Genomic DNA, 18,719 nt, shown 5'->3' with positions numbered 1-18,719 from the left:
AATATAGGGTATTACATTAATGAGCTTTAGTGACTTCTATTATTTTGTATTGAGGTTCGTCATCGTCAGCTCGATGCCGATATTGACAAAACTCTGGATCATTTTAACGGAATGGTCAATTAAAGCCGGTAATTCAGCTTGTTCCTCTTTATCAAAAGGGCCAAGTACATAATCTACTTGTCTACCCTTTGGATAATTGTCTCCAATACCAAAACGTAGACGCGGATAAACCTGTCCGCCACAAAGCTGTTCAATGGATTTAAGTCCGTTATGACCGGCGCTGCTTCCTTTGGGTTTCATCCGCAGCGAACCAAATGGAATGGCCAGATCATCCACAATCACCAATACATTCTGAATTGGAACTTTACATTGTTGCATATAGTAGTTAACAGCCTTACCACTTAAGTTCATATAAGTCGTGGGTTTAATTACTGTGACGTTGTGGCCCCTTTGCTTAAATTCGCTATAATATGCTAACTTGAGCAAGGAGAAACTGGCGCCAGCCTGTTTGACAAGCTCGTCGGCAACCATAAACCCTATATTATGCCGTGTATCGGCATATTCACTGCCAATGTTGCCCAATCCAACGATAAGATAATTCATGATGCAAAAATAAAAATTTTAATAAACAAAAAAGCACCGAATTTCGGTGCTTTCTGTAGTATTTTAAGAATCTTGCTCAGATTATTTTTTACCACCTTTAGATGCTTTCGCTGCTTCTTGTTCAGCTTGACGCAATGCACGAGACATGATTACTGATACGATTGTATCATCAGCATTGTTTAATACTTTTGCGTTTTCCAATTGAATTTGACCTACACGAACTGATTTACCAACTTCTAAAGATTCCATTGGTACAGCAATTTCTTGTGGTAAGTTTGCAGGTAATGCTTTTACGCGTAAATTACGTAATTTTTGAACTAATTTACCCCCCATTTTAACACCTGGAGAAGTTCCTGTTAATTTGATAGGAATATTCAATGATACTTCTTTATCATCAAATAATTCTAAAAAGTCAACGTGCGTAACTAAGTCAGTTAATGGGTGGAATTGTGCGTCTTGAACGATAGCTCTTTTAGTTTGACCTTCAATGTTTAATTCTACAATGATTACGTCTGCAGTGTAAAGAACTGGTTTCAAATCAGCTGCGGATACAGAAAGAGCTGTTTGCTCTGTACCACCGTAAAGTACTGCTGGTACTAAACCTTGGTAACGCAATTCTTTTGCATCTCTTTTCCCTACGTTCTGTCTTACAGAACCGCTAATAGCAATTGATTTCATCTTTTAATTTTTTATAAATTTGAGGTGCAAAGATAATCTAATTTCTGATATTATCAAAAAAATACGACCGCTATTAGTTCGGAAACAGATACTTATTCCAGGTTTTTGATTTTTCCATGTTCATGACTATGCCTATTCAAGGCCACTTATTTACTCTAAAGTATGACCAAATTGATACCATTTCCTATATTAAAACTGGAATAGGACTCTCTTAGTAGGGGTATAACAGGGGGTTAGCAGGGCTTTACCTTTGTTATACCCCTGCTAACCCCCTGTTAACCCTCCGTAAATCCCCTGTTATTGTAGAATTTGGTATCAAACAATTGTTAACTTATATACTCGATAAAAAGGGCTATTCGCCTATGGTTAAAAGATAAGAACCAAGCGGAAGAGAGAAGGTGGGGTGGTGGCGCAACACAAAAAAAAGACCCTGATTATTGAGCTGAATGCTTTCTGTACCAGGGTCCAATATCTAGAATCTAAAACTCAAAGATTACTCTACTTCAAATAAATCGGAGATTGAAGAGTGTTGATTTACACTTGTGATTGCTTTTGCAAATAAATCAGCCGTTGATAATACTTTGATTTTGGTCGATTGTTTTGCTTTTTCTGGATCCAATTGAATGGTATCGGTTACGATCATTTCTGACAATACCGAGTTTTCAATTGTTTCATATGCCTTTCCGGACAACACAGCATGTGTACAAACGGCTCTTACAGATTTTGCACCATTTTCCATGATCAGTGCTGCTGCTTTTGAAAGTGTACCAGCAGTATCACAGATATCATCGATTAAAACAACGTCCTGACCCGTTACGTCACCGATGATAGACATCGATTCGATTTCGTTTGCACGTTTACGACGTTTGTCACAGATAATAACTTCTGCATTGAAAAATTTAGCAAAGGTACGTGCTCTGTATGAACCACCCATATCTGGTGAAGCAATCGTTAGATTTGGAAGTTTTAACGATTTGATATAAGGAACAAAAATGATAGAACCATCCAAATGGTCAACAGGGATATCGAAAAAACCTTGGATTTGTGCTGCGTGCAGGTCCATTGTCATGATACGGTGGATACCAGCTGCAGTCAACAGATTGGCGATCATTTTTGCGCCAATAGCAACTCTTGGTTTGTCTTTTCGATCTTGTCTTGCGAAACCAAAGTAAGGGACCACCGCGGTGATATAATGCGCTGAAGCTCTCTTCGCTGCATCTGTCATCAATAATAATTCAAAAAGATTGTCGGTAGGTTGGTTGGTAGATTGGATAATGAATACATCGCTTCCGCGAACTGACTCATTGTAGAAAGGTTGAATCTCACCGTCGCTAAAACGTGACAATGTTTTGTCTCCTAGTGGTTTCCCGTAAGATTGTGCGATTTTTTCGGCCAGTTCTGTAGTGCCAGAACCTGCAAATAGTTTAACCGTGTTGAATTGCAAAGGCATGGTTTTGTATATTTATGTTGGGTTATTGTATTGTCGTTTATTCAATATTTTTATTCCCTTACTGTTTTTTAAAGTTAAACATTAAAAAAAATGGATTGTTTTCACAATCCATATACGCTTAACTTTAAAAGTTGTCCGACCTGGATTCGAACCAAGACAAACAGAACCAAAAACTGTTGTACTACCCTTATACTATCGGACAATGTCTCTAAAAAGTCAACGTTTCCGCTTTTCTCTTTTTGACGACGCAAAGATAGAGATTTGTTTTAAAAATCAAAATGTAAATTTAAAAAAATCTAAACCCTTTTATAAATAATAAGCCTTGCATATAACGCAGAAAAGGCTTGCAGATGCAAGCCTTTTCTATTGTTTGTTGTCCGACCTGGATTCGAACCAAGACAAACAGAACCAAAAACTGTTGTACTACCCTTATACTATCGGACAAACAATTCAAAAGTGATTGCTATCGTGATGATGTCGTTCACATTTGATGATGCAAATATACGGACTATTCTCATTTCTGCAAATAAAAATGAACTTAAAAGTGTATTAGGGCTGATTTTCAAAGAAATAATTTTTGTTTTGATTTGAAAAGATATGCACGCTAAGCTTTTTTATCGAGATGTTGGCCCACAAAAGTACATGCGTGCTTTTGGGAATGCTTTCCTTTCAGCCAATATTGGATCGCGTAATGAAATTTTTTCAATTAATATGTGTTAAAAAATCAGAATAAAGTTCATTTCTTATTAACTTATCCTTATTTTCGAGCCGTATTAATAATACTTTTTACAGTTATCATTTTATGAACTATACTAAAATCAACAATCTTTTAGGATGGATATGTGCGCTAATAGCAACTGTAGCGTATGTCATGACTGCCGAACGATCGACGAGTTGGTGGGACTGTGGCGAGTTTATCGCTTCAGCCTTTAAACTTCAAATTGTGCACCAGCCAGGAGCACCTTTATTCTTAATGATTCAAAATATATTCTCAAACCTTGCTGGTGGAGATGTTACACGAATTGCTTTCTGGATGAACGTAGGATCGGCAGTATGTAGTGGTCTGACCATTTTGTTTTTATTTTGGACAATTACAGCTTTAGCAAAGAAAATCGTTGTAAAAGGGGTTGATGGATCATATACATCCACCGATTTAATCAAAATATTCGGTTCGGGCGCTGTTGGTGCACTGGCTTATGCTTTTACGGATACTTTTTGGTTCTCAGCAGTAGAGTCCGAAGTATATGCCATGTCTTCTTTATGTACAGCCGTCGTATTTTGGGGTATTCTAAAATGGGAAAATCATGCCGATGAAGCTGGTTCGGACCGCTGGTTGATCTTTATCGCCTATGTGATGGGACTTTCTATCGGGGTACACTTACTGAACCTTCTGGTGATTCCGGCAATTGCTTTGGTCATTTATTTTAAACGTTCAAAAACAGTGACATCATCGGGGGCGATCAAAGCTTTCTTAATCGGTGTTGTTGTTTTGGCGCTAATTCTATGGGGTATTATTCAATACACTGTTAAAGCCGCCGCATATTTTGATCTGTTCTTTGTGAATAGTTTGGGCATGGGCTTTGGTACTGGATTTAACTTATTCATGATTTTAGCGGTAGCTCTTTTCGTATATGGTATTTGGTATTCAATCAAAAAGGTAAAACCGATGTTAAATCTGATCTTAATCAGTGCAGCATTTATCATTTTTGGTTATAGTTCCTTTGCCATGATCATGGTGCGCGCCAAGGCAAATCCTACGTTAAATAACAGTGATCCGGATAATGCATTTTCTTTTGTGAGTTATCTTGGACGTGAGCAATATGCCAGTGAGCCGCTTTTGAATGGACCTACATTTGATGCGCAAGTGGTTGATGCTGAGCCTACGTATACGTACAGAAAAGATAAAGACAAGTATACCAAGGTGGAGAACGGCATGGACTATAAATACGATAAAACGATGTTTTTCCCGCGTGTTTATAGCTCAAGAGACCAAAATCATATAGATTATTACCGCGATTACCTAAAGATTCCTGAAGGACAATCGCCAACATTTGGGGATAACTTAAAGTTCTTCTTTAGCTATCAGATCGGACATATGTACGGCCGTTATTTCTTGTGGAATTTTGCCGGTCGTCAAAATGACCAACAAGGTCAGGGCTCATTTACCGAAGGTAACTGGATCTCAGGGGCTAAACCTGTAGACCAGATGCATGTGGGCGGACAGAATGCCATTCCAGATTCATTGAAGACTGACCCTTCAAACAATAAATATTATTTCTTGCCTTTGATCATTGGTTTAATTGGTGCATTCTGGCATTTTGGAAAAAGACAACGTGATGCGGGAATTGTGGGTCTGTTGTTTTTCTTTACAGGATTAGCAATTGTATTGTATCTAAATCAAAGTCCACTTCAACCACGTGAACGTGATTATGCGTATGCAGGTTCTTTTTATGCCTTCGCCATCTGGATCGGGCTTGGGGTTTTCGCTATCGCAGATTATTTAAGCAAAAAAGTGGATGGTAAAATAGCGGCCGGTGCTGCTACGGTAGCTTGTTTATTGGGGGCTCCTGTATTGCTGGGTTTCCAAAACTGGGATGATCACGATCGTTCGGAAAAAACGACCGCACGTGATTTAGCGAAAAACTACCTGGCTTCCTGTGCACCAAATGCAATTTTATTTACCTATGGTGATAACGATACCTACCCATTGTGGTATGTGCAAGAAGTTGAAAATTATCGTCCGGATGTTCGGGTCGTCAATTTAAGTTTGTTGAGTTCTGATTGGTATATGCGTCAGATGAAACAAAAGGTAAATCAGGCAGATGGCTTACCGATCAATATTGATAACGAAAAGTTCAAAAAAGGTGTTCGTGAGATACTCTATTATCAAGATATGAAAGTGCCGGGTCATGTGGATCTTGATTTGATCATGCAGATTTTATTGTCTGATGATCAAAAGAATAAATTGGAATTGCGTGGTGGTAAATTTGAGAACTTCCTGCCAACGAAGAACTTTAGCCTTCCGGTGAACAAAGAATCTGTTCTGAAAAATAATGTCGTTCCTAAAGCTTGGCAAGAATCTATTGTCGACACCATGAGCTGGACCTACAATAGAAATTATATCTCTAGAGCTGAATTATCTATCTTAAACGTGTTATTGAATAACGATTGGAAACGTCCAATTTATTTTGCGGCAACAGTTCCAAATGATAACTACCTTGGTTTAGATAAATATTTGGTGCAAGAGGGTTTTGCCTTGCGCTTGATGCCAATTGCAACTCCTGCCGGAGCAGAAGGTACATTGGTTGATACACAGTCTGCTTACAAAGACATTACTACGAAATACCAATGGGGTAATATGGCACATGCTTCTTACCTGGATCCTGAATCTTACCGCATGATTACCATGATTACAAATACAGTAATGGGTGGTACAGCGACACAGTTGATGATGGAAGGTCATAAGGATGAGGCGCGTAAAGTCGCTGTTGAAACCTTTGAGAAAATGCCAAAACGTGTTTATTTGATGCGTGACATTTTAGGCTATATTCCAATTGTCAATGTGTTGTATGAAACTGGTGAAACGAAGCGTGCGAATGAGATTGTAAACCGTAATTTGAAGTTTATGACCCAAAACATGCGTTGGTATCAGGATATTGCTCAAACCAAGCCTGAACTGGAATATTCAAATATAGGTACAGCATTACGTGCTTTGGGTGCCTATAAGAGTATCTTGGCCTCTACCTCGGAAAAACAATTGCTACAGCAAGTGACCGATTTAGAAAAATCGTATAAACAACAGTATGGTGTTGAATAGCAATTAGAGACATCATTTTAACCGAAGGAGCTGCTCTTTACTACAGGTATTCGAAAAGGAAAAACACTTTTTGATGCGATGTAGGAAAGGGCAGCATTTTTTTGATTATTTTTTCTTAGCTTAACGCCATATAAAACCAACCTTAAGTTATGATGAAACGTCAATTAAAATTGTGGGATGCAGTGATGCTGGTCATGGGGTCGATGATCGGAAGCGGTATTTTTATTGTATCGAGTGATATGATGCGGCAGCTGGGATCCGGATATTGGTTGGCGATAGTTTGGTTATTGACTGCATTAGCAACTGTTGCGGCGGCAATCTGCTATGGCGAATTGTCGTCTATGTATCCGAAGGCTGGGGGACAATATACCTATCTGACAGAAATATTTGGGAAGCCAATCGGCTTTTTATATGGCTGGAGTTTATTTACAGTCATTCAAACGGGAACGATAGCAGCTGTAGCTGTTGCCTTTGGTAAGTTTACAGCCTACCTTATTCCGCAGCTAAATGATGCAGCACCGCTATTTCAGCGTGGAGAGTTTAAGATTACCTGGATACAGATTGTCGCTATGGGTGTTATTATTCTCCTGACCTTTATCAATACAAGAGGGATCAAGAGTGGAAAAGCTGTTCAATCTTTCTTTACTTCAGCAAAAATTATTGCGCTGGTTTTACTGATTTTAGGTGGTCTGTTCTTGATTAAGGAAAATCATTTTTCAGAAAATATGGCTTATGGCTGGGATTCTTTTCAAAATTTGAAAGGTGCTGGCTGGTCGCAGATCTCGGGGGGTGTACTGATGGGGGCTTTAGCTGCTGCGATGGTAGGTTCGGTATTTAGCAGTGTGGCCTGGGAAAATGTAACGTTTGTTTCCGGAGAGATTGTTAATCCGCAGCGTAATGTTGTTCGGGCATTGGTTATCGGGACGAGCTTGGTGATGTTGCTCTATATAAGTTGTAATTACATTTACCTGGCGGCATTAAATCGAGAGGAAATTGCTTTTGCGGCAAATGATCGTGTTGCCATAGCGGCGGCTGAAAAAATATTAGGACATACGGGCACGATAGCGATGGCGATTTTGGTTATGATCTCGACCTTTGGTTGTGTTAATGGACTTGCACTGTCCGGAGCGCGTGTTTTTCAGACCATGGCAAAAGATGGATTGTTTCTGAAGCAGGCGATTCCCAATAACAAATATGATGTGCCCGCACGATCGTTATGGCTTCAGGGAATTTGGGCTTCCTTACTTTGCCTGAGCGGACAATATGGCAATTTACTGGATATGATATCTTTTGTTATTGTCATATTTTATATGATTACAGTGCTGGGTGTGATTATTCAACGTATCCGGAGACCCGATTTGGAACGTTCCTACAAAACCTTCCTCTTTCCGATTACACCAATCTTGTACCTGTTGATAGGTACCGTATTTTGTGTATTATTAATTATCTATAAGCCACAATATACCTGGCCAGGCTTCATACTGGTATTAATCGGTGTACCGGTGTATTTTTTTGCACGGAATAATAAACGTGCCGAGCCAGATGAATAGTCGCTACGTATAGTATTTCGATGTTATGGAATTTGCTGTAAATGGTTGACAATGCGTATTGTATATAACTTCAAAATCTGTTAATGTGCTAGAATAATTGGTTTGTAAATTTCCCGGAAAGGAAGATATTCTTTGTTCAAATCACTTTTTGTTATTGTGCCGGTTGGATGCAAATATTGAAATTAATTGCCCTTCATGGCTTCGTTTTTGTTAAAAAAAGTGTAGCTTTGCTCAAACATTCCCATAATGAAACAGTCGATTTTATTAGACGGACCAAAATTTCAAATCACAATTCAAAGACTATGTCGTCAATTGATTGAGAATCACGGTGATTTTTCAAATGCTGTCGTCATAGGTATTCAACCCCGAGGAACTTTCTTAGCGAGACGTATCGTCAAAGAGCTTGAACAAATGATCGGAAAAGAGATTTTAGTTGGCGATTTGGATATTACCTTTTATCGCGATGACTTCCGTACGAAAGGGAATACTGGTCCAATCTTAGCAAATAGCACAAATATCAATTTTATTGTAGAAGGTAAAGAGGTCATCTTTATAGATGATGTCTTATGGACAGGACGTACTATTCGTGCGGCAATGGATGCTGTGCAGGCATTTGGCCGTGCAAGAAGAATAGAATTGCTTGTTTTGGTCGATCGCCGGTTTTCTAGACAGATCCCTATTCAGCCCGATTATATCGGAATACAGGTAGATTCTATTGATTCACAAAAAGTAATTGTTAACTGGAAAGAATCAGAGGATCAGGATAGTATTATCTTGATTACAGAAAAGAAGACGTCAGCTAGCGATTAATAGCGGTGTCATGATGATACTGAAGGTTATTGTTGACCTTTGGAAACAGGCACTTTCAATAAAACCTTCATGACTTCGCAGACGCCAACAGCAATGAAAGCAAACTGAAGGTTCTTTCTGGCCAATAAGATCAGACACTTTCAGAAAAAAAATGATTAGTAAATATTTGAATATACTATAAAATGTCATCTGTAGCAGAACAATTAAGTACCCGCCATTTATTGGGGATCAAAGATCTAAATGAGAACGATATCCAATTGATCCTGGATACAGCAAGTAATTTCAAAGAGGTATTAAATAGGCCAATCAAAAAGGTTCCGTCGTTACGGGATATTACGATTGCCAACGTGTTTTTTGAAAATTCAACACGGACACGGCTATCCTTTGAACTTGCTGAAAAGAGACTTTCTGCGGATATCGTAAATTTTGCGGCATCCTCCTCTTCAGTAAGTAAGGGGGAGACACTCATCGATACGGTGAACAATATTCTTGCAATGAAGGTTGATATGATTGTGATGAGACATCCATACGCCGGAGCTGGGGTATTTCTAAGTAAACATGTTGATGCACAAATTGTCAATGCAGGTGACGGAGCACATGAACACCCTACACAAGCTTTACTTGATTCATTTTCGATCCGTGAACGCTATGGTGATGTAGCTGGTCGTAAAATAGCTATCGTTGGAGATATTACACATTCACGCGTTGCCTTGTCGAATATCTTATGTCTTCAAAAGCAAGGTGCAGAAGTGATGGTTTGTGGTCCGAACACATTAATTCCTAAACATATTACATCATTGGGTGTAAAAGTGGAGCATGATTTGCGGAAAGCGTTGAACTGGTGTGATGTTGCAAATATGTTACGGATTCAATTGGAGCGTCAGGATATTGCCTATTTCCCTTCCTTAAGAGAATATTCCATGCTATATGGATTGAATAAAGAGATTCTGGATTCTTTAGAGAAGCCAATCACAATTATGCATCCCGGACCAATTAATCGGGGGGTCGAAATCACATCGGATGTCGCGGATAGCGAACATTCAATTATTTTGGATCAGGTTGAAAATGGTGTTGCTGTGCGCATGGCTGTCTTGTATCTATTAGCAGGGCAACGCGGATAGTCTACATTGGTTTTGACGTGCGTTAATGTACGTGTGAGACTAAATAGCACTGTTTTCTAATGCAACTATAGTATGCCTGACTTTATTTTTTGTCGGGCATATTTTTTGTGCAAAATTTCCGTTATAATACAGGATTATTCACAGATGTTAATAACTTTTGTGTAAAATAGCTCAATTAAAGTATAATTTAGTAAAATGAATAAAACTATCTCCCTGAGAAGTGGAGGTTTGAATTGATTTTCAATAAATTTGGGGCTATCTTAAAGCCTTTAATGGCAGAGAGGCTTTCGATAAATTTGCTTTGAAATGCGAATTTATCGCGGTTTGGAGGGAGATTCATTTACATTTGCAGATAAATAACATATTAAGGTTTCACATATTATGTATAAGAAGATTTACCAGGTGGGAGTTGCATTAACCGTTATGGCGACGCCAGCATTAGCGCAACAGACAGAATGGCAACAAATCAACAAGGCGTACAAAACAGGGATGGAATTGTATGAACGCGGAAAATTTAGTTCTGCTTCTGCCCAATTTGACCGTGTTGAAGCTTTGCGGACAAAATCCAACTTGCAATTGGACGAAACAGAGGAACTGTCTTTGTTGAAAGAGAACGTACGGTATTATCAAGCGGTTTGCGCACTGGAATTGGGCGAATCCGATGCCGAAAACCGTTTTCTGAAATACATTAAAGATTTCCCTGTCAGTGCAAATGCTAAAGCAGCTTATTTTCAAATCGGTAAATCCTATTATGCTAAAAAAGATTATGTTAAGGCCTTAGAGTGGTTTAACAAGATCGATAGCAAAAATTTAGCAGGTAAAGAAAATGTAGAATATCGCTTTAAATATGGATATGCTTCCTTTATGACAAAGGATTATAAAACGGCGAAACCATTATTTGAAGGATTGAAAGATCAGAAAACTGAATTTCAGGAAGCTTCAATCTATTATTACGCGTATCTTTCTTACTTAGACGCGGAGTATAAAACGGCGTTGAATGAATTTGAGCGCCTAAATGGATCTAAACAATTCGAAAATAGTTACCCTTATTATATTACTGCTTTGTATTTCTTGGATAAACGCTACGACGATGTGTTGGATTATGCGTTGCCAATTTTGTCGCGAACAAAACAAGAAAATGAAACAGAGATGTTCCGTATTATCGCGGCAACATACTTTATCAAAGGTGATTTAAAAACATCAAAAGAGTATTACGATAAATTCCAGGCACAAGACCAAGGTAAGACGCAGAATAATCAGGATAGCTACCAAATCGGTTACATCGCTTACAAATTGAAGGATTACGATAAAGCGATCACTGAATTGGAAAAAATGACTGATCCTGACGCATATTATCAATCTGCGATGATTACCCTAGGGGATGCTTTCTTGAAGAAAGGCAATAAGCAATCTGCGCGTAACGCATTTTTCCGTGCTTCGAAATTGGATTTTGATCCAGCAATGCAAGAAGAAGGCTTATTCAACTATGCTAAGCTTTCGTATGAATTGGAATTCCACCAAGTGGCTTTGGCTTCCACACAAGAATACCTGAAAACGTACCCAAAATCGAAACGCTTAGAGGAAGCAAAAACTTTGCTTGCTGAAGTATTGTTGAGTACAAAAAACTACCGTGAGGCAGTTGATATTTTGGAATCTATCCCTAAACGTGGAAAAGAAGCAAACGCAGCTTATCAAAAGGTAACCTACTACAGAGGTTTGGAGTATTATAATGAGCGTGCTTTTGAAAATGCAATTTCCCTATTCATGCGCTCTGAAGAGTTTCGTTATGACGAGGAAATTTACGCTTTAGCCACCTATTGGAAAGCGGAAGCAATGTACGAAGTGCGTAAATATGGTGAAGCGGTTACAAATTTCAATAAATTCCTACGCTTGCCAGGAGCTAGCAAAACGGATGTGTATGGGTATGCAAATTATGCGTTAGCCTATGCGGCTTTCCGTAATGGAAACTACAGCACGGCGGCCAATTACTTCGAGCGTTTCTTAGCGTCTGGTGGTTCGAAAGGAATAGAAATGAATACACGTAATGATGCAATTGCACGTTTAGGCGATTCTTATTTCTCTTCGAAAAATTACGGCAGAGCATTAACAGAATACAATAAATTGATCTCTTCTAAAGCGCCTAGTCAGGATTACGCGTTATTCCAGCGTGGTATTATTCAAGGTTTACAAGGGGATAACAATGGTAAAATTTCAACATTGAATGCTGTTATTGCACAATTCCCGAGCTCTAATTATGCTGATGATATTGCGTTTGAGATTCCTTACACACGTTTCTTGATGGGAGAAAGTGACCAGGCAATTGCTGGCCTTCAAACAATGGTTGAAAAATATCCGCGCAGCAGTTATGTGCCACGTGCTTTGGTGACGATTGGTCTGGTTCAGTATAATCAAGATAACAATGATGCTGCATTGGCAACTTTCCAACGTGTAGTCGACCAATATGGATCAACAGATGAAGCAAGACAGGCCATGCGGTCAATTGAGAACATCTATTTGGACAAAGGCGATGCAACAGGGTATATCAAATATGCAACTGGAACAAATTTGGGGGATGCGTCGAAATCTGAACAAGACTCACGTTCATTCTCCACTGCCACAACCCTATTCTCCAGAGGAAATTACCAAGGGGCGGTGGAAGCTGTAAATGCGTATTTCGATAAATTCCCGAAACCAAATCAAGAGAAATATGCGCGTTTTGTTCGTGCTGAAAGTAACGCAGCTTTGGGCAATACAGAAGATGCTCTACATGATTACAATATTATCTTGAATGACTGGACGTCTCCTTATACAGAACGTACGTTAATTTCGGTGTCAAATTTATATTTGAAACAAAAGAAATATAACGAAGCGACACAGTTATTGAAAAAGCTGGAGCTTACTTCTGAATACAAGGCCAACTATGGTTTCGCAATAAATAACCTAATGGTCTCTTATTTCCAAATTGGGGATTATAAAGAAGCATTAAATTATACCAATGCTGTCAAGAATTACGAGAAGTCTTCGGAAGAGGAGATCGCAAATGCATTCTTGTATGCCGGTAAATGCTATGTGAAGCAGAATAAGAAAACTGAGGCAATGAAAGAATTCAGTTTAGCTGCATTGAAGAGCCGTACAGTATATGGTGCCGAAGCAAAATACAATGTTGCGGTACTACAATTGGAAAATAAACAATACGATGCGTGTATCAAAACAGCAATGGATCTATCCGATAATTTCTCTTCATACGAATATTGGGTGGCGAAAAGCTTTATTACCATGGCTGATGCTTATGCAGGTAAAGGAGATTCTTTCCAGGCGAAAGCTACACTTGAATCGATTGTGGATAACTATGATGCGAAAGACGATATTTTGCCAGCAGCAAAAGAACGTCTAAATAAATTGAACAACAAAAAGAAATAGGATACAATGAAGAAGTTGCAAAATAGAAACGTGAAGAAATATACTTTAGCAGCGCTTTTGATGGGCGTGGGATTGAATTCTTTTGCACAGGAAACAGGCAAGAAGAATGATCCTGAGAAACCGGTCACTATCGATTCTTTTGATGTTGTTCGTGATTATAAGCCAATTCTTGCGGATGCTGTGAAAATCCGCCGCAGTCCAGATATGACCAATAAAAGGGAATACCAGCCCAAATTGTCCTACAACAATATTTTGGACAAGAAATTGGATATCAATACCGGTTTGAAACAATTGAATGTACAGGAGATTCCTTTTGCACAACCTTTTGAACATAGTAGCAACTATGTCAAATTTGGTATCGGTAACTACAACAGTATATTGGGGGAGGCTTATTTGGCTTCTGAACAGTTTGAAAATACACGATTTGGTTTATTTGCAAAGCATTTGAGCCAAAAGGGTAATATTGACGGACAGAAGTTCAGTACACAAGATATTGGTATCTTTGGCCGTCGTGTATTGGATGCGGTAACCGTTAAAGGTACCATCGGATACAATCGTTATGGCACAAACTTCTATGGTCAGACTTTTGATCAATCGGGAACAACTTTGTTGAATACGACTCCGGATAAACAGACCTTTACAGATATCTACTTGAATGGAGAGCTGTCAAGTAATGTGGATCCAAAAAATGAGCAAGCCTTAAGCTATTCCGCAAAAGTTGATGGTTATTTGTTTAAAGACGCTTATAAAGCCAAAGAAAATTCCATTGCATTATCCGGTTATTTGAATAAACGCCTAAGTGCATTCAATGTTGGTGCGAATTTGAGCGTGACAATGAATAATGTGAAAGATAGTGCTGAAGTAAAAAATCATTTGGCGGTCATCAATCCATATATTCGTTTTAAGGGCGACAACTATAACGTAACCTTGGGTGCGAATTTAACTTCTGAATTTGGCGATAGCTCAAGATTCAATATTTTCCCATCCGTAGAAGCTGATTTTGCTTTGGCACCTGAATATATCTCTTTGTTTGCCGGAATCAATGGGGGAGTGAAACAAGCTTCTTTCCGTAGTTTCGCTAAAGAAAATCCGTATTTGGCTCCGAACGCTAAAATGATAAACTCGATTGAGAAAATGAATGTTTACGCGGGTTTAAAAGGAAATGCTGGCGCAACATTTGGTTATAAAGTAAAGGTATTCTACAAACAGATTGAGGGATTGCCTTTATTTAAAAACAGTGCATTTGGCGATAGTCAAAATGGCTATGTTCCTTGGGCTTTTGATGTCGTTTATGATGGCGTGATCAATAAGGCTAAACATATGGGATTGGAAGGAGAAATCAATGTACGTCTTTCACAACTGGTTAATCTGGGGGGAAAAGTGTATATAGACGATTACAAATTGAGTGATGAGGAAGAAGCATGGGGATTGCCAAAATTCCGTATGCAGGCTAATGCACGCTTCAATATCTCCGATAAATTTTTCGTAGATGCTGAACTTTCTACACAAGGCAATACCTATGCGTATATTTATGATTATAACGCAGATGGCAGTCGTATTGCCAACAGTGGGCATAAGGCAACAATAGCGTCGTTTGCTGATCTTAATGCAGGCGCAGAATACCGAATCAAAAAACAATTTGGTATTTTCGTCAAAGCAAATAATATCTTCGGAAAAGAATACGAACGTTATATGTATTACCCAAGATTGGGCTTTAATGTAATTGGTGGTCTTAATTATTCGTTTTAACGAATTAAGATTATAAATTTGCATCTTAAAATAGTGCGCGATGAATCTAGGCAAAAACATCAATAGTTTATTAAAACGTTATGCGGAAGTATACGTGCCCGGAATAGGTGTGTTCAAACGAATTCATTCTCCGGCTCAGTTCGATAAACAGAATAATGTGTTTTTACCCCCGATTTCTTATGTTGAGCTGGACTATTCTGCTCAACATGGATTTAATATTGTTCATTATATCCAACAACAGGAAAACTTGGGCCTCAATCAGGCGCAACAGATCTTGTCGGAAACTGTTGATAAGCTGCGGGCCGATTTGGGGCAATTTGGACAGGTCAAACTTGATGATCTTGGATTATTGATTAGTTATGGCGCAAGTTTGGTCTTCAAACCCTTAGACTTGTCGGGATTCGACTTCCAACCGGTTACAAATCTTGTTGCACCAGAAATTGAAACAGTTGTTTCTTCTTTGGAAGAAGCCAAAGAAGAAGAACTTACGACCTTAGCTGTTGAAGAAGACCCTGTTGTAGAAGAAGATCCTGTGGTGGAAGCTAATGATAAGGTAGAGCCTGCGATAGAGTCTATGCCGGATACGGCAGATCAAGACGAAACGATCGAGGTTGAAGAGGTCAAAGAAGAAGCTGAAACAACACAGGTAACGGATCCAGTAGCAGAGGAGCTTTCTCCGGAGACAGAACCGACAAGTGACCGTACCGATCTTGAAGCTGAAGAATCGTCGTTGGCGCAAAAGGAAACTGAAGAGTTTGAACCTGTGGATGCTGCTGTGATAGCTGATAGCAGTGTTTCGGTTACTCCGAAGGAAGAAAACACTTCAAAAAGAGAAATCGGTGCTATTGCGTCGGCTAACGCCAATTCAACATACGCACCAAATATCTATGAGGAAGAGCCGCGTAATTCAAATGCGATCTGGTATTGGATGACTGGAATTATTGTGCTGGCAATGGTTGCTGTTGCGGTCGTTTACACCAATCCTGCGTTGAAGGATTCGTTATTCGGGCCGACCAAACCTGTTGTAAAAACGGCAGATACGCTTGTTCAAAAACAGCCGATCATACCTGCTGATACCTTGTCCAATACAATGCAAGCCGATAGTTTAAAGCAAGTCGATTCGTTGGCTAAAACTGGTGTGAAAGATTCTGTTAAAAAGACATCAACTGTACCAGCGCCTAATGCGGCAGCAAAAACTCCGGTTCTGGAAGCAAATCCTGTGATCAAAGAGTCTATTCCTGTTGCACAACCGCGGTACCAGGTGGTCATTGGATCCGCAAAAACTATGGCAAGTGCCGAGCAGGAGGCGCAACGTCTTCGTGCAATGGGCTATAAAACAGCACGCGCTGTTGAAGGGAAAAACAAAAAAGATAGAAAGAAAATCATCTTAAATACCTACATGACAAACGAGGAAGCACAGCTTGCTAAGAAGTCGGTACTCAATAAAATTAAGGATGCTTGGGTAGAAAAGATCTTATAAAAGTTAAAACTATATAAAACTATTAATAATTATGTCATTAGTACAAGATACAGCACGGGCTGCTGTGGATTCGTTTAATCAAGCTGCACAACAACCATTACCTGCTGCTGCGCCTACAGAAAACATGAGTTTGATCGATATGATGATCAAAGGGGGATGGATCATGGTTCCAATCCTACTGTTGTTCTTTATTGGCTTGGTTATCTTTTTTGAGCGTTATTTGACTATCCGTCGTGCCGCAAAATATGATAACAGCTTAATGTCGCAAGTAAAAGCAAATGTTTTATCCGGAAATTTGGATTCGGCATTAGCTGTAGTTCGTTCAAGTAACTCAGCTTTGGGACGTATGTTGCAAAAAGGCTTATTGCGTGTCGGCAGACCGATCAAAGATATTGAAGGAGCGATCGAAAACGTGGGTAAATTGGAAGTTGCCAAGTTAGAAAAGAACATCAATATTTTGGGTATTATTGCTGGTATTGCCCCGATGCTTGGTTTCGTAGGTACGATCTTTGGAGTAATTAAGATTTTCCACGACGTGGAATTAGCTGGTGGTATTGATATTGCTTCTGTATCTGGTGGTCTATATGTAAAAATGGTGTCTTCAGCATCAGGTCTTGCGGTGGGTATCTTAGCTTATTTGGGCTACCATATCCTGAATATGATGGTGGAGCGATTGATTTTACGTATGGAAACGGATGCAGTAGAATTTATTGATTTATTGGATGAACCCGGAAGATAATGAACTTACGAAGTAGAAAAAATAAACCATCTGCGGAAGTACATACTTCAGCGCTGAACGACATCATGTTTTTCCTGATGTTGTTCTTCCTGTTAGCTTCTGCAGTTTCTAATCCGCAAGTGGTGAAGCTATTGTTACCAAAGTCAAGTGCGGGAGAACAATCTGTTGCTAAAAAGACTGTTACGGTATCGATTACAAAAGATTTGGGCTATTTTATTGACAAAACGCCAGTTCCCATTGAGGGATTGGAAGCTGCAATTCAATCGCAAATGGCTGCGGGTGAGGAAGTGACAATTATGCTCTATGTCGATAATACGGTTCCCATTCAAAATGTTATTTCTGTAATGGATGTCGCTAATCGATTGAAGATTAAAGTGGTATTGGCAACAGAACCAAAAAAAGATAAATAGGAACAATTAAACTTTTTTTAAGTTTATTGGTCAGCTATTAATATAGGAGATTAATGCGATGAGATATCACCTTCAACATGAAGAAAATAATTTCCCCAAAGCATTGGGGATATCGACTTTGGTCATGGCATCGTTGCTCTTGATTGGATTTTTTGTTGTTTTTAAAGCTCAGGCACCTGATGAATATGGAATGGGGGGAATGATCGTCAATTACGGTACTTCACCTGAGGGAATGGGAGATGACTATATGAGTGTTGAGGAACCATCGGTGGATCCCAACGCCAATAATGAACGCCCTGACCGTATTGATCCTGTTGAAACACCTACCCCAACTCCAACGCAACAAGTTGCGGAGAAAGCGGTTGTCACACAGGATTTAGAAGATGCCCCTGCGGTAACAAAAACGGAAAAGAAGGTCGTTTCAAAAGCACCGGAAACAACCAAAGCTGTAAAAGAAGTGGCACCACAGGCCAATGCCAAAGCGCTTTTTAAAGGCAATAAAAATAACGGTACTGGAGCTGGTGATGGTACAGGGACAACTCCTGGAAATCAGGGTTCCAAACTGGGTGATCCTTTAGCAAGTAACTACGGCGAAGGTGGATCTGGAAATGGTAACATGATGTTGTCTATTGAGAACCGAAGTTTTACGCAACGGCCAAGTATCGACGATAATGGACAGCAAGCAGGTAAGGTTGCTGTGGAGTTTAGAGTGAACAAGCAAGGGGTTATCACCTATGCGCGTGCTGGTGTAAAAGGAACGACGATTACCGATCCATCCTTGTTGGAGAAATGTGAGCGTGCTGTACGTGGTGCTAGGCTAAACCAATTGCCAAATGCTCCCGACTCCCAAACAGGACGGATTGTATTCAATTTTAGATTAAGATAAAAATCA

At 39.4% G+C, this 18,719-nt stretch carries 13 protein-coding genes; 10 read left to right on the top strand and 3 right to left on the bottom strand.

What is annotated here, in order from left to right:
* Window positions 1-39: 39 nt before the first annotated feature.
* The 3 genes from pth to K2F45_RS24055 form a co-directional block, all read right to left on the bottom strand.
* Window positions 40-603 carry an aminoacyl-tRNA hydrolase gene (gene pth, locus K2F45_RS24065; RefSeq protein WP_075994222.1) on the bottom strand — a complete coding sequence of 188 codons (564 nt, stop codon included), beginning with the start codon at window positions 601-603 and terminating at the stop codon, window positions 40-42.
* A gap of 81 nt (window positions 604-684) precedes the next feature.
* Window positions 685-1,281 (bottom strand): 50S ribosomal protein L25/general stress protein Ctc, encoded by a 597-nt coding sequence (locus tag K2F45_RS24060; protein WP_075994221.1) that lies wholly within the window; start codon window positions 1,279-1,281, stop codon window positions 685-687.
* 493 nt (window positions 1,282-1,774) lie between these two features.
* A complete protein-coding gene (locus K2F45_RS24055; protein WP_046672755.1) occupies window positions 1,775-2,731 on the bottom strand; it encodes a ribose-phosphate pyrophosphokinase in 957 nt (318 codons plus the stop codon).
* Window positions 2,732-3,533: 802 nt separating this feature from the next.
* Between K2F45_RS24055 and K2F45_RS24050 the strand changes: the two genes are divergently transcribed.
* The 10 genes from K2F45_RS24050 to K2F45_RS24005 all read left to right on the top strand — a co-directional run bounded on the left by K2F45_RS24050 (window position 3,534) and on the right by K2F45_RS24005 (window position 18,713).
* Window positions 3,534-6,548, top strand: coding sequence for a glycosyltransferase family 117 protein (locus K2F45_RS24050; protein WP_075994220.1), 3,015 nt, complete (start codon window positions 3,534-3,536; stop codon window positions 6,546-6,548).
* A gap of 149 nt (window positions 6,549-6,697) precedes the next feature.
* Window positions 6,698-8,098, top strand: a complete 1,401-nt coding sequence (locus tag K2F45_RS24045; protein WP_248932552.1) for an APC family permease — start codon at window positions 6,698-6,700, stop codon at window positions 8,096-8,098.
* A 246-nt stretch (window positions 8,099-8,344) separates the two neighbouring features.
* A complete protein-coding gene (gene pyrR, locus K2F45_RS24040; RefSeq protein WP_075994219.1) occupies window positions 8,345-8,908 on the top strand; it encodes a bifunctional pyr operon transcriptional regulator/uracil phosphoribosyltransferase PyrR in 564 nt (187 codons plus the stop codon).
* Window positions 8,909-9,090: 182 nt separating this feature from the next.
* The gene (locus K2F45_RS24035) at window positions 9,091-10,029 is read left to right on the top strand and encodes an aspartate carbamoyltransferase catalytic subunit (protein WP_248932551.1); all 939 of its coding nucleotides are present in this window, start codon (window positions 9,091-9,093) and stop codon (window positions 10,027-10,029) included.
* A 381-nt stretch (window positions 10,030-10,410) separates the two neighbouring features.
* Window positions 10,411-13,449 (top strand): tetratricopeptide repeat protein, encoded by a 3,039-nt coding sequence (locus tag K2F45_RS24030; protein WP_075994217.1) that lies wholly within the window; start codon window positions 10,411-10,413, stop codon window positions 13,447-13,449.
* 6 nt (window positions 13,450-13,455) lie between these two features.
* Window positions 13,456-15,198 carry a porin family protein gene (locus tag K2F45_RS24025; RefSeq protein ID WP_075994216.1) on the top strand — a complete coding sequence of 581 codons (1,743 nt, stop codon included), beginning with the start codon at window positions 13,456-13,458 and terminating at the stop codon, window positions 15,196-15,198.
* Between the two features lie 40 nt (window positions 15,199-15,238).
* Window positions 15,239-16,678, top strand: a complete 1,440-nt coding sequence (locus K2F45_RS24020) for an HU domain-containing protein (RefSeq protein ID WP_248932550.1) — start codon at window positions 15,239-15,241, stop codon at window positions 16,676-16,678.
* 31 nt (window positions 16,679-16,709) lie between these two features.
* Window positions 16,710-17,417, top strand: coding sequence for a MotA/TolQ/ExbB proton channel family protein (locus tag K2F45_RS24015; RefSeq protein WP_046672749.1), 708 nt, complete (start codon window positions 16,710-16,712; stop codon window positions 17,415-17,417).
* Window positions 17,417-17,827: an ExbD/TolR family protein gene (locus tag K2F45_RS24010; RefSeq protein ID WP_046672748.1), complete on the top strand. Its 411-nt coding sequence runs from the start codon at window positions 17,417-17,419 to the stop codon at window positions 17,825-17,827. The genes K2F45_RS24015 and K2F45_RS24010 overlap by 1 nt, the downstream gene beginning before the upstream one ends.
* Window positions 17,828-17,885: 58 nt before the next feature.
* Entirely contained in the window at window positions 17,886-18,713 is an 828-nt protein-coding gene (locus tag K2F45_RS24005; RefSeq protein WP_075994214.1) for an energy transducer TonB, read from the top strand.
* The last annotated feature ends 6 nt before the right edge of the window (window positions 18,714-18,719 follow it).

It is taken from the genome of Sphingobacterium siyangense, assembly GCF_023277505.1.
Lineage (GTDB): Bacteria > Bacteroidota > Bacteroidia > Sphingobacteriales > Sphingobacteriaceae > Sphingobacterium > Sphingobacterium siyangense.
The sequence above is the reverse complement of the archived record's forward strand: the minus strand, read 5'-3'. Positions and strand labels throughout refer to the sequence as shown.